Origin of the sequence: Vibrio superstes (assembly GCF_003569005.1) — a bacterium.
In the GTDB taxonomy this organism is placed as follows: domain Bacteria; phylum Pseudomonadota; class Gammaproteobacteria; order Enterobacterales; family Vibrionaceae; genus Vibrio; species Vibrio superstes.
Genome location: NZ_BCUR01000001.1, coordinates 1595477 through 1609283, shown reverse-complemented (window position 1 = coordinate 1609283; position 13807 = coordinate 1595477). Strand labels below are relative to the sequence as shown.

Annotated in this window: 11 protein-coding genes and 1 pseudogene; 4 read left to right on the top strand and 8 right to left on the bottom strand. The window is 42.8% G+C overall.

What is annotated here, in order from left to right; genetic code table 11:
* Positions 1-8: 8 nt before the first annotated feature.
* Together D5I41_RS06880 and D5I41_RS06875 are read right to left on the bottom strand one after the other, a co-directional pair.
* Positions 9-629: a LysE family translocator gene (locus D5I41_RS06880; RefSeq protein WP_119009144.1), complete on the bottom strand. Its 621-nt coding sequence runs from the start codon at positions 627-629 to the stop codon at positions 9-11.
* Between the two features lie 158 nt (positions 630-787).
* Positions 788-1726 (bottom strand): LysR family transcriptional regulator, encoded by a 939-nt coding sequence (locus tag D5I41_RS06875; RefSeq protein ID WP_235868876.1) that lies wholly within the window; start codon positions 1724-1726, stop codon positions 788-790.
* A gap of 125 nt (positions 1727-1851) precedes the next feature.
* On the opposite strand from D5I41_RS06875, the gene D5I41_RS06870 reads away from it, so the two are divergent.
* From D5I41_RS06870 to D5I41_RS06860, 3 genes are all read left to right on the top strand, one after another.
* On the top strand, positions 1852-2937 hold the full coding sequence (locus D5I41_RS06870; RefSeq protein ID WP_119009142.1) for a DUF1214 domain-containing protein: 1086 nt from the start codon (positions 1852-1854) through the stop codon (positions 2935-2937).
* Between the two features lie 207 nt (positions 2938-3144).
* Positions 3145-4017, top strand: a complete 873-nt coding sequence (pdxY, locus tag D5I41_RS06865) for a pyridoxal kinase (RefSeq protein ID WP_119009141.1) — start codon at positions 3145-3147, stop codon at positions 4015-4017.
* Positions 4018-4028: 11 nt separating this feature from the next.
* The gene (locus D5I41_RS06860) at positions 4029-5684 is read left to right on the top strand and encodes a cation:proton antiporter domain-containing protein (RefSeq protein ID WP_119009140.1); all 1656 of its coding nucleotides are present in this window, start codon (positions 4029-4031) and stop codon (positions 5682-5684) included.
* Positions 5685-5808: 124 nt separating this feature from the next.
* Here D5I41_RS06860 and D5I41_RS06855 read toward each other — a convergent pair whose 3' ends face one another.
* The 5 genes and pseudogenes from D5I41_RS06855 to D5I41_RS06835 form a co-directional block, all read right to left on the bottom strand.
* A complete protein-coding gene (locus D5I41_RS06855) occupies positions 5809-8124 on the bottom strand; it encodes a peroxidase family protein (RefSeq protein WP_119009139.1) in 2316 nt (771 codons plus the stop codon).
* Positions 8125-8369: 245 nt separating this feature from the next.
* Positions 8370-8450 (bottom strand): annotated as a pseudogene (locus tag D5I41_RS21630) (SEC-C metal-binding domain-containing protein); the annotation flags it as partial.
* 96 nt (positions 8451-8546) lie between these two features.
* Positions 8547-9419, bottom strand: coding sequence for a hypothetical protein (locus tag D5I41_RS06845; RefSeq protein WP_119009138.1), 873 nt, complete (start codon positions 9417-9419; stop codon positions 8547-8549).
* 4 nt (positions 9420-9423) lie between these two features.
* Complete coding sequence (locus tag D5I41_RS06840) at positions 9424-10626, bottom strand: MFS transporter (RefSeq protein ID WP_119009137.1); 1203 nt, start codon at positions 10624-10626, stop codon at positions 9424-9426.
* 338 nt (positions 10627-10964) lie between these two features.
* Complete coding sequence (locus D5I41_RS06835) at positions 10965-11960, bottom strand: helix-turn-helix domain-containing protein (RefSeq protein WP_119009136.1); 996 nt, start codon at positions 11958-11960, stop codon at positions 10965-10967.
* A gap of 196 nt (positions 11961-12156) precedes the next feature.
* Here D5I41_RS06835 and D5I41_RS06830 point away from each other — a divergent pair, with 196 nt between their 5' ends.
* A complete protein-coding gene (locus tag D5I41_RS06830) occupies positions 12157-12792 on the top strand; it encodes a DUF3299 domain-containing protein (RefSeq protein ID WP_119009135.1) in 636 nt (211 codons plus the stop codon).
* Here D5I41_RS06830 and D5I41_RS06825 read toward each other — a convergent pair.
* A complete protein-coding gene (locus D5I41_RS06825; RefSeq protein ID WP_119009134.1) occupies positions 12789-13430 on the bottom strand; it encodes a hypothetical protein in 642 nt (213 codons plus the stop codon). The two genes, D5I41_RS06830 and D5I41_RS06825, sit on opposite strands and share 4 nt — an antisense overlap.
* Positions 13431-13807 lie beyond the last annotated feature (377 nt).

The window sequence follows — 13807 nt, the reverse complement described above, 5'->3', positions numbered from 1 at the left end:
ACTCAAACTTAACTCACGAACAACCACACCCCCACACCAATCATTAATGTCCCTGCAATACGATTCATCATCTTTACATTGCTCGTGTTAGACAGCATGACCCTGAGCCCCTTGCCTCCTGAGGCATAGATACTCATACAGATAAATTCTGATAGCATAATGATACTCACTAGGATGAGGAGTTGCGGTGCGACCGCATGTTTAGCACTGATAAAAGGAGGTAATAGTGAGATCATGAACGCCCATCCTTTGGGATTTGCAATCGCGGTTATAAAGCCCTGTGCCACTAAACCGTAGTTTGAGGCATTGGATGACTCTAAGTTCTCATCGGTAATTGCCATCTTCCCTTTGGATCGCCACATTTGTACGCCAAGGTAGCCAAGGTACAAAGCCCCCACGGTTTTAAAACCAATGAACAGCATTGGCATCTTTATCATAACCGCAGCAATGCCTAGTACCGCACTAATGGCAACAACAGCAACACCAAACACCTCACCAAGCATCATCCAAAGAGTGCGCCTATAGCCAATGCTCATTCCTAGACCAAGAGCTAATGTCATACACATACCCGGTGTAATTGATACAAAAAGAAAGGTGGGGATAAAAACCCATAAGGTTGCGAGTTCCAATTCCAGATATCCTTGTTACGCAGTAAAGATGAAACAAATTATCGACTATTGGATAATTATGCAATGAGTAAAAATATTGAATAATGGACTAGGCTCTTCTGACAATAACCAAACACCCGCTTCAACACGATCGCCAATAATCTTTATTATGCTGTTTTCTAAATTAACAATTTAGATATCTGCTGTGCGAGCAAATGGCTCATCCATTGATGTGCGACACTATTGCTTGTTCTCTGATGATGTACTAAATGCACAGGAACCGCGTAATTCTTGTTGTTTTCGATCTGCTCAGATCTCAAGTCTACAAAATCCTTTCCATAGGTTCTCAGGGCTTTTAGGCAGTTAGTTCCAAACAAGATGGCATCCGAGTCAGAGACAACATCAATCAAAACCTGTGTTTGAGAGCTTCGCAGAATTGGACGCCTGTCGATCATTAAGTCTTTATACACTTGGGTAATTGGCGCGCTAAATGAATGATATTGGTCCTCTTCTACCACCATACCTACCATTGAATAATTAAAGGTATCCTCAATAACGATATCGCCTTTCACCAACAGTGGATGGTTGGGTCTAACAAACAGCTGAGGTCTAAGCGTGCCGATTTGTTTTGATACATAGCGTTGGTTAGGAGAATCAGCAAAGTGCACCGCAAAATCAATCTGGCTTTGATCTAACGATGAGTACGGATTGGCTTTGGCCGCATATTCCGACACTCGCATGCTTGGCGCAACGCCTCTTAGTTCTTTCATCAACACAGGCGTTAATGCACTAGATAGCAAAGTAGGAAGTGATATAGCAAACGCATTATCGGCTTTCTTCGGATCAAATGCCTCTTGGCTAAAGACCTCGCTAAGTTGTGGCAACAGAACCAACAACTGCTTTTCTATCTCTAGGGCTTTCTCGGTTGGTACAAGCCCTGAAGCTACTCGTGTAAACAGTGGATCATCAAACGTGTCCCGCAGGCGAGCTAAAGAACGACTGACTGCCGACTGAGAGACAAACAAAACCTCAGCCGCTCTAGTGACGTTTTTCTCTTTAAGAAGCACATCCAGCGTTACCAACAAATTTAGATCTACTCTCGATAACAATCTATTCATACTCATATTATTCGATTTGATCATAATTAATCATAATTATAAGTCGTTAGATGAATCATGCGCAAGTGCTTATTATTTATTCCAACAAGAAAATGATTAAATCCCAATACACATTAGGAATGACTATGACGAACTTATTTAAACTAACTGCTGTTTCATCTTTGGTTCTAGCGACTATGACTCTTCCAATGCACGCAGTGGCGGCTGACACCATTGCAGTGACTGAACAAAACTACAACCAAGCGGCTGCGGCAAAATATATGGGTAATTGGGATAAACGTGGAGCAGATAAAGAGATAGTGCACCTGCCTATTCTAGTACCTGCTGGTGATAAAGCGCCTGTTGTTCGCATGAACCAAGACTCACTCTACTCTTCTGCTATCGCTCACGCAGATAAAGACGGCTATATCCATGTCACTATTGACGAGTTTGAAAACAAACCTGGTACAAAAGACGTTTACACTTCGGTCCATATCTTAGACGAGACATCAGCGTCTCCAATGTATCAAGTGGGCCCAGGTGAGTACTCGATTAAGATTGATACCGATTTCGCATTTATTATCTTTAGAGCAGGTGTCGAAGATAAAACTGACTTGACTGACGCACTGGCAGCTCAATCTCGCTTCCATGTCGACTATTCTGGTACCCAAGAGTTTTCACCTGAAGGCTATATTGCACCTAACTACGATGTTGCCCAACGTGAGGCGATGACTAAAAAGTTGAAGCAAGAGTTTTTAGACGCTGGTGAAGACTTCTTCTACGTTGAGAGCTCAGACGCTGCAGACGCTAACAATGGACGTCAAATGCGTTCAAATGCGCAAGGTTGGGGCGGAATGCCAATTGAGGTAGGTGTTTCAAATATCTATCGTAACACAAAGCAATTTGAAGGTTCAGTATGTCAAACCACGACGTTCCAAGAGCCGGATAACAAATACTTCACCTCGATCACCTTATATGATGCTGCGGGTTATATGCTTGATACTGAGAGGTTCTCAATCAACTCATATGAGTGGGATAAGAACGCCGATGGCAGTGTAACCATCAGTTTTGGATGTGGTGACGATGCGCCAAATAACCTAGAAACAAATGGCGAAGACTTTAACTATACCGTGCGCAATTACGGTGCCTCACACGATGTTGAATATGACCTGTTTGGAGGTCGCGAACTGAAGTACTTAGCGGGCGGAGCTGTAAATCCAGACCATAAGTAATCCGTATTTGTATTCATAGCTTCACTCTTGAACCGTCTTTTTAGGCGGTTTTTGCGATCTGTTTTTCTACTCATCTTACCCAGCACTCTATACGGGCTTCTCTTGCCTATGCAGGCTCTCATCCTACAAAATGTATTCATTGTGGATTGAATGTAGCGTTAGACTCTCGCCGAATGTAGTAAAACACCGTTAAGAGTTAGTTTTAAAATGACAAATATTATTTCGATACAGCCCCAAGTTGTTTATGGTCATGTAGGCAATAGTTCTGCTGTATTTCCTATGCAACGCATGGGGATTGAGGTTCTTCAATTAGATACCTTGCAACTGGCTAAAACCCCTCGCACCGATCACGATTGGGCTGACTATAAAAACGTAGAAAATGAAATTGGCGCGCTGATTCAAGGCGTAGACGCCATCCATGAGCTTGATCACTGCGGGGCATTGATATCTGGCTATTTGGATAATGTTAAGCAGGTCGAAGAGCTTTACCTATCTGTAGCCAAACTTAAGAAGCGTAACCGATCTGCGTTATACGTTTGCCATGCAGCCATGTACCTATCCAATAATACTCAGGTCATTTCCGATGAAGTAAAACAGGCCTTGATCAAGGAACTCGTTCCTATTGCCGATATTGTTGTGGTAAACCAACATGAACTCTCTGCAATTGCGGATGTAAAGCCAGCGGACCAACAGCAAGTCATTGAAGCATGCGAGCAAATATTAAACCTAGGCGTTCGCTACGTTATCGTTAAAGATCTAGACATGCTATCTAATGACGTTGAATCCATGCTGATGGTGACAAACCGCAATAGCTTCAAAGTAGAATGCCCTAAGCTTCACTTTGATGATCCTATCATTGGATTGGGAGATCTTATCTCTGCTGTTTTTGCTGCTTCTATAGTCAATGGGGTTAACCCAATCAGTGCGTTCTCTCACACCTGTAATGCCGCGTATGGCATTTTGAAGATCACTGAAGAACACAACTCGTGTGAGTTACAAACTGTCGCTGGTCAGTATGAATTCGTGGAACCAACCTACGAACTCCCTGTTATTAAGGTTGAACAAACAACAACACACTAACTGGCTATTTCATGGACTCTATCAGTTTCTTTTATTTTATCGCCTACGTGTTTGCTGTAGCAACTCTGTTTGTTGTAGGTTCATCAATACTGGGCATGGGCACCATTGTTGGGTTTATATTGGCAGGTGTTGCCCTGGGACCTTTTACTCCAGGGGTAGTCGCCGCTACCAACATTGAATTGCTACAACAAGTTGCCGACCTCGGCGTCGTTCTTTTTCTATTTACTATAGGATTAGAGATGAAGCCTGTGGATTTATGGCGAATGAAGAAAAGCCTTATGATACAAGGTGTAGGGCTTGTGGTAGCAACGTCCCTACTCTTTGCCGGACTGGTCACTTTGCTAGGGTTTTCCTGGCAAATAGGCTTAGTTATTGGTGCCATATTTGGGCAGTCCTCTTCTGCCGTCGTCATCACTTTGCTAAATCAAAAGGGTGAATTCAACTCCGAACACGGTAAAAACATATTCTCGAACTTGATGGGACAAGACTTGAGCGTGGTGCCACTAATGGCGTTAATACCACTATTAGTTAGCCATCAAAATGAGTCAAGCGCGACCTTTTTACAAGATACCTTTACCGTTCTATTCGTGATTGGTCTGATCCTTGCGATCGGCAAAGTTATGTTGCCATTCGCTCTGAAGTGGAGCGTAAGAAAACACAATAAAGATGCCTTTGCCTTATGCTTATTCGCGGCTATTTTCGCAACGGTTTGTATCATTGAGTATGCAGAACTGCCTTCTACCCTTGGCGCATTTTCACTAGGAATGCTGTTGTCCTCCTCTGACTTCAGACATAGCCTAGAAGAAACCGTACTCCCATTTAAGGGAGTACTCATGGCATTGTTCTTCACGTCTGTAGGTATGCAGATTAACCCAACAGTGCTAATGGAACACCTGAGCTCAATACTGTTCATTCTCACTGTGGTTCTGGTCGTAAAAACCTTACTTTCGACTGCACTCTCCCTAATCGATGGGAAGTCATTGTCTGTGGGGATAAAGACAGGGTTTTGGCTCAATCATATAGGTGAATTTGCGTTTGTGATACTGGCGCTTGCGACATCAATGAGCATCCTCACTGAGTCACAGTCGAGCATCATAATCGCCATTGTTAGCCTAAGCATGGTCTTGTCCTCTTTTAGCATTAAGCTGGGCGATAAAATCGTCTCTAGATTCCTTCATAGCGCAAAGTCGTTTGACGATTTACCCCACAAAGAAAGCAATGCTTTAGTGATTATTGGTATGGATGAAGTTGGCAGGCTCATTGCTAAAATGGCCCATCGAGCGCAGATCCCATATGTAGCGTTGGATAATAACTATGATCAAGTAAAAACGAGCAAGCAACTTGGTCTCACCGCCTATTTTGGCGATATCATGAGATCCAGCGTGCGCAACAAAATTCACTTAGATGATGCTAAGGCCGTGTTTGTTTCTATCCATGAACCAGCCACCCTTAAACGAGTCAGTGTAGCACTTGCTCGATACCCAAACTTGGACATCTATGCACGTACAAACTCGAAAGAAGATGAACTAGAGCTAAAACAATTAGGCATACACTTTGCCGCCTCTACCTATATAGAAAGCACTTTAATTCGAGGAAGGAAGTTACTGCATAATTTTGGTGTTGCAGAAGACACCACTATGACTCTAGTTAATGAGTTAATGAGTTAATGACTGAGATGTCAGAGCTTAACTACCAGAAGTACAAACAGCAGTGCGCATAGAAACAACGACAACTAAAACTTTGTTGTAACAACCGAACCTATTTAATAAACAGGTTCGGTTGTTACTTATCCTAGTTATAAATAGCAACTCCTATTAAAGCACTGTCCCTACCCTTGAGCTGAGCCGATAGCGATGGAAAATGAGTTGAAATAAGATCTTTCATTGTAGTGCTATGTATCGTACGTAAATCACTTTTTGACCAGCCATGGATACTATTCTCAAACCAAAATCTATCTCCGTACTTGCTACGATAAAATTGGTCAGCAATTATCTCACCAGCAGTAGGTCCCACTATTCCACTCTTAACGTTAGCTTTTTGGTGTAACTCATTACTGCCTTCTAAGCTGCCAAATTTACAGTCAGTACAGACTATTTCAGATTCGATCAACATTCCTACAAAAGGGTCGATTAGATCTAGTCGCTTGAAAGTATCTCTTAACTGCAAAGCATAGTTAGAGTCTGTATCTTGTGTAAATGCTTCAAAGCATTGCAGAGGATCATACTCTTGGTTTTCCAGAGGTTCAGGGCAACCTTTCGTACCGTATATGGCATTACCTGTCCACTGCTTGGCAAGCTGATGATACGAAGGCAATCCATGCGTTCGGCCTCTAAATACAGAAAACCCAGGGACGCTGACTGAAATAGCGCCACTAAAACAATTGGATACATCAAGCTTGTTCAAAGAAATTTCGACATAGCGGTCGACCATTTGAGCTCTAGAGTTGACCAAACCTGCCATGATGGCATCATCAGGTGGTGAAGCACTGGGTACTTGAGCCCCAATAAACGCCATCATTTCATCCACTGGAGCGAAAGCGGTTGATTGAGCTGCCGCTCCAAGGTGTATCCAATTTACTGAAGACTCAGCAGGTGAGTTTTGACCAAAATAGTTAGCGGGTAGTTGCTTTTGATTTGTAGAAATTCTCTCCATAGTAATTGGATCTAGAGGAAATACGTCATTGGTGACCATTGAGTGTCCGAAGCGCATAGCTGCCGCGGCAAAGCTATTGCCAGTTCGAGGATCAATAGCTACATCATAATCACTGTCTTTGTATTTTTTGGTTAGCTTATACTTCTGGGTTAGCTTCTTCCCTAGAATTATCGGCAAAAATTCGTTGTACACTACGTTTTGGTAAACTCCGATAGTGCGCGCTCTCGCCACCTGAAATATCTGTTCATCACTCCAATCAGGGTTATTTTTCGAGAGTAACCTCGCGTTACTGTTATGCTCTCTGAGCCAAAGGTTTTGTATGACTGTAATGCCTAGATTTTCTGTTGCTCTAAGATCCCCAGCGGCAAAAGCTTTACTCGGATCATTAGTCGACGCAGTAAGTTCATCAAAAGGGACTTGTGGGCTTGTTTCTGAAACAAAGGGCATCCAATCAACGCCTTCAGGAATGCTCCATTCGAAATCTGATCTAGTTGGGTCGTTTAAAGCTGCATAGTTAATACTGCATTTCACGTTTTCCAATAGCATTGGAGGAGTGCCAAGCGCACTATTGGGGCAACTATAAACGCCTGGCGTGGCGGGTATTTCCCCTACTCCTGGTATAAATGTAGTTCCAAAAGAAGCTGCGGGAGAGACACACATATCGAGGTGAAAAAACGGTTCAGGAATAAACCCTGGAGCACTTTCAACAAATACTTCTTTGATATTTGAAAGATCTTCGTTAAACATGCTCCAAGGTTCACCAGTATCAGTGTTTACACAATCACACAGATCCCGAGAGGGAGTATTTCTCCTAGTAAACTTAAAATCCTTTCGCTGTGCAGTCTTTAAAAGCCCTCCTTCAAACGTTCTCAAAGCATTACTTATTTCATTTGTGGGGCCATAGGTGGAAGACAAGTCTAAGAAAGCGGACGCTCCATTGTATTGCTGTGGAACGCCCTGTTCGTCTAGATAATCAACCGTTGCACCACCTAGTAAAAAATCGCTACCTTCGGCATCTTTCTCAATGCCTAACCCCGCGTTGAGCGCAAGAGGGTCTGCAGGTGGCGATACTGTGAGTGCCATATCATGGGTAACAAATTGCATCATATAAACAAAGAAAAGATTGGTGTGTGACCAGTAGCGACCGTCTTCGATATTAATCTGCATTAGATCTGCACTGGCTACAATAGGATTTGCAACTTCGTCTCTAGGTGATGTTCGTGTAGCTATATCACTATATTCTGCTTGCTCAAATCGCCTAAAGATTCCTTCTCTAACTGGACCTTCGCTATTTTCAATATCGATGTCCCAGGCGACCCCAAGTTTTGGCTCTATCGAATTATTACAATACCCAGTAATACTCCTGAATTCTTGGGCAGTACTTTTACACGTTTGCCCTTGACTTACAGCCGGTAGCAAGGCTAATGCACCCCACAATACGATGATCTTTTTCATGTTATCCCCATCTATTTCATGCAATAACTAAAAGAGAAACAACCTATCAACCAATACTGATGCACTATCGCAACTAGAATCTGATATTCCCCACAGACAATTGAAACCTATATTTAAACCGCATTTTATAAGTGACAATGCTATTTAGCTTAGTTAGAAGGGATGAGTTCTGCTCTACTCAATTCCCACGCATAAAAAAACCGTCAATTAGACGGTTTAGTGAGAAGCTTTAAATCTATTCGTCATCAACGACCGCAACACTTTTTGTACTTCTTGCCACTACCACAGCTACACAGGTCATTACGCTCAGGCGTTTTTCCTACCCTATTTCTGACCACTGATTTACTGTGATTGGTATGATAAGTGTAATAAAAGCCAGGCAGTGCTGGCTTTTTATTGGGTAAACTTGTTTTCAGTCGTTACTACTGTAGTAGCGTCGCCAAACGATTTTCAATAACCGGGGCCACGTTAAAACTCAACATAAAGTCTGGGCGTGACTCTGCTTTCTCCACATAGTAGTTCACTTCCAGCCCTAACTTCCAAGGACGGTTCCCTAGAATAACCGTTTTACTAACCATTAAGTTAATAGGTATCTCGGCCTGTTGCTCGTTCCAATCATAACTCAGTTGAGGCACGGAACCATAGGTCCAACCGCCACCGGCGATCTCTACCCACATCAATTGCATACCAGTTCGGTTAATCTCTTCATTGCCCTCATCAGCATCAAAACCCCACTGGTGAGTGGTCAAAGCACCCATTACCCTCTGTTGTGACAGCTTACCTAAAAATAATTCTGGCCCCAATGCGTACTGGTTGGCAGAAATATCCGCAGAGCCTGTAGGAAGTGTGGCCAGTACCCCCACAGCCAACAGGTTGCTCGGATCTGACAAGGTTGGTGAGTATGCTAAGTCAAAAGAGATATCACTAAAGCCATGGTTATCAACATTTGTCTCATCAAAACTAAAATCATTATCGATATAAGAGATAGCAGGCCTAAAGAAGATTTTATCGCCATTGGCCAGCGGCATTGGCATAGAGGGCTGAAATACCGTCGTCAAACTGCTGCCATTGCCCTCATAGCCCGCACTATACTGAAACTTAAAGTTCATAGTGGCATAAACAGTATTGGGGTTTGCTAGTTCTTTTGCCGCTTTTTCTGCCGCTGTTTCCTTGTCCAACTTGGAGACAGCTTTTTTGATCTCTTTAATCTTCGGATCTGGCTTTTCGCTAGCAAATGAACTCGCACTAACCATCGCGGAAAGACCGATAGAGGTTGCCAGTAGTAACTTTTTCATCCTGTTACGCCTCCGCCATTTGCAATGCAGGCTTAGGCGAACCCTTGATAAACAGGCAGCCGATTGGGTAGCAAGCGGCAACTGCAAGAATAAACAGGGTTGCAGTGGACTCGGTCGAAGGCGCGGATGCTAGCGTAGCGTACGCCTTCAAAATGAAAGTAGCGATGAGGTCTGAGAGCACCCAGAACATCATAAAAGTAATACCCACCTTCTTAGGTGTCGAGTTCGGTTGAGAGAAGCCCAAAGTGACATAGGATGGCAGAGAGAACATCATTGCAAAGCCAAGAGCGCCAGCAATCCAAGGAGATAACTCTGACCCTAGCGTAAACATAAAGCTTACCGCTAGAACAACAGAGACAAAGGAAGCCAGTCTTGCCACCACGATATGTGGCAGGGCTTTAGCACCTGCAATCCCAGCAAAGTTACCAACAATGCCAGCATACATCAGGTATTTTACTGTCGCGCCATCAAGGAAAGTAAATGCTACGTAGTAAAAAGACATGATGCCAGTAAAAGTAAGCGCAAATAGCCAGTTAAAGCCGCTCTTGAGGCCATCAGTGATGCCAAACTGCTCTTGGTTGTCGTTTGTTTGTAGCATCGCTGGCTTATTACTCTCTAAGCGTGACTTCATAGTGGTAACTGAGTTGCGGTTAGAGGCGAAAAACAAAGCCGCCACAGAGATTGCCACAATAGCGACAAAGGTTGTAACCAAGCTAGGATTACTTGCCATAACGCTTGCTAAGGTGAGCATGAGAGCGATACCTACGTTAAACGCAGATGAGTTCAGACCATTTACTACAGGTAGCTCGTTTTCAGGAAAGATACTGGCAACCAGTGGGTTCATGGTAAATAAGATCAACGCACCGCCGAAGCCAAGAACAGCACGACACGCTGCAATATAGTAAAAGCTTTCGTTCATTGGCAGTGCAAACATTGAAGCACCAACGGTAAGGCAGCCTAGAATGAAAAGCTGAGAATTATTGAGAAAGGTTTTTTCCGCAATGAACTTTGCAGTAAATACGCCAATCAGAAAGTTTACCGCTACCTTAACTATGTTAAGCACAGCGATTAGCGAGCTTAGGTCATTGTCGTCATAGCCGACATTGGAGATAAACAGATCCCCCGCTTTCCAGCTTAGGGCAAACAGTGTGTAGCCAACAAAAAGGCAGAGACCGACGAGATATCGGTTTAGCTTACTTACGTTCATGAGAACCTCGATTCACTTTGAGTTTTCAGGTGAATTCAACTCTCATGTCGTAATACCAATCACAGCAAGTAAGTAGTCAGAAATAGCGTAGGAAAAACGCTGCATAACAAGGTAGAACTTTTTGATAAGTGGTTATTCTACAATCAAAATTTCTAACACCGTTATCGAGTGTTTTAACAAGCTAGGATGACCCGTTATTTACTACGATTGGTATAAGCGCTTCCCTAGCAACTCACCCATTTCTCAGGCAAGTTTAAGTAGCTTATCGCTAAAGCTTGTAACCAATTGATGCCAAGTGAAAATCAGCTTGATTCAACCGTCCTCTAGATAGCTATCAACTAGTTAGCTATAACTCTGTATTTGTCTCTGAACTGTTTTGGAGTCAACTCGAACTTCTTTTTGAACGCGCGAATCATGTGCGAACCATGTGAATAGCCAAGTCTATGGGACAGGTCTGAGATACTCTCATCACTATTAATGAGTGCGTCACAGGTCATTTCATCCACCAACTCAAAGATCACGTCGGAAAACGAAAAGCCCTCCTCGGATAATCTTCGTTGCAGGGTACGAACGCTCATATTCGCATATTTGGCAGCTTGATTAATGGTAGGAGTGGAGCCAGAGATATAGGGTTCGAGTAGCTTTTTCAATGAGTACTTAAAAGTATGCAGATCATAAAAAGCATTTTGCAGCGCCTCACTAACAGGCAGTGCTATCTCTCTATCTAGTAAGCTATCTGGTATAAAAACGCCCGAGTATTTATGCTCTTTCTTGTACTCGACTTTATGGTAATTGATGGCTATATCAATCTTACTCGAGACACTCCCCCTGAGCGTAATGACCTCAGGAAGCCACTTCTGCCCCAAAAGAAGTTGTACCAAGTTGAGGATCATCAGCACTCCAACCAAATCATCGCCTACTATTGGTTGTTCTTCTCGCTTGAAGTAGAACCAGCAATAACCTGTCTTTTGCTCAAGCACAATTGCGGTGTCTGTAGATTCTACGGTGATTAATTGTGCGAGTTGCTCCAAGCCTTGACGTATGCTTCCGCTAAGTGGCATTCCATGGGTGAGTTTAACGGCATTAGTTTTGGAGCAGGCAACCACCATCTTAACAAAGGCCTCTTTGCTGAGATTTTGAGAAAGTTTAGTCACCATATCTTTAACAACAGTACGCCCTACATAGCCGTGCTGGACATACTTACCCAGTTCAAACGGTAGGTCTGTGTCGCTCAGAGCTTTGTACGCTATTTTTTCATAGTTGGCGACGTAATCCACAAAGGTTGTAACCTGATCTGCTTTAATTAATGGAATAAAAGGGGTCTTCTTAGCCATCTCGCCTATTCTCAACTAACTCTATGAAATGTTTATTCTTTCTAGTCTACGTTAAAACCTCACTTTGCACAGAATAATTACTGCTAACAGTGAGTTACATTAACCTCATGAATTAAAGTCATAATTGGCATGAATTGGTTCAAGCCAAGGCTCTCGGTGAATTTACACTGCACCTATAACCAAGATAGGAGCGTCTATGAAACCGATACTAATACTTATCACCGTGCTGTTTTCCTCTTTTTGCTTCAGCGCTCAGACCTTAAATTGGCAAGACCTAGTGCCCAAAATTGAAGCCCCTACCCAATCCGTACCCGAGTTAAGCCAAACCGAACTGCAGCTGTTCCAAGATATCCTAGCCTACCGATTAGCCTCGGAGCGACGCACGCTTAGCAAGGAAGAACAACTGGGGTTATCAAGCAGATTAGAAATAGCTAAAGAGATCAACCTTGATGTTGATCGTCTTACTGAGATAAGACAAAGTTATCTGAGCGCAAAAGAACGCGCCATGAGCACGACCGTATCTGACTTGCCTATTGGAGAAGTCACCATCAATGGTTTCTTAGTCCCACTACAAATGGATGGCATGAAAACCACCCAATTCTTGCTGGTTCCAACAGCAGACGCTTGCGTTCACACGCCTCCACCTCCAATCAATCAAATAATAGTAGTAGACTTCAAAGAAGGGTTTGAATTGCAAAGCTTAGATGTACCTGTCTCTGTGTCGGGCACTATTCATTCTAAACCAAGCCAGCTCGACGTGAATTTTTCCGATGGTAACCAAGCTATAAACAGTGGCTACCAAATATCAGCCTCTGATATTACAACCCTTTAATTAAAATTAAATTCCACACCTAGGTTGACGTTCATATCTTTGGACGTCTCTTTTTTTATGGTGTAAATGTATGGCTTAATCGTGGTGGTACATTGATAAGCCGCATATGCCTCGTATTCATTATAGTTCCCCACCACTTCTTGCATGACTCCTTTAGGTTGCACTCGTGTTGTCTGAATCAATAACTCCGTCTTGAATGTGGGCCTCCATAAAGCAGAAGCTGCTATGTATCTATGTTCGGATATTGAATAATCACCTAAGCTTTCGGTCTCAGTAAAATCGACAGACAGTACCCACTCTCTTGATGGAACATAAGAGAACTGTGCCCCCAGATAACCTATGCTTTCCTCCTCTACAAGTTTAAAGAAGCCAATATCCGCGGTTAAATAAAACTGCTGTGAAAGCTTGAAGCCTCTTGCGTACTCGAGATAGTAGTTACCACCAGCTTGAGTCTGATAGGCCGCAGACAACTTATCGACTGGAGTAAGCTTTAACGAACCCGAGACCTCCTGGGTTTCCGATTCCAAATCTACATGACTGCGCAATGCCACAGAATGAAACCAGCCAAAGTCATTTAACCCAACAGCATAACTAGAGTGTGAAATAAGAAGTATCGAAACAAACAAAAAGCGAAACATATACAGCCAACAAATAATTTATTGATGCTAAGGCATCGAGTGACGAATCTGTTGCTCAATATTTCACTATTTTGCACTCAAGGCATGACCATTTGATGCCAAATATAAATACTAGGAAGTAATTTGAAGTAGCGCAGTATTAAAGACCTGGGTGTAAAAGAAATTAGAGAAAGTATGTAAAATCAGTTTAAAAACCAATCCTCAGGCTAATTAAACGAGCCTCATATATAAATTGGGTGATTAAAAAAAAGCAATATACATTAAAATAAATTGAAATGGCACCAACTGGTTATATGGTTTTTTTAATTATTCAAATTAAGTAAAGATTCAATTAAAAAGCAGTCAGCTGATCGCATGGCAGTTCTCCCGTAATAGTG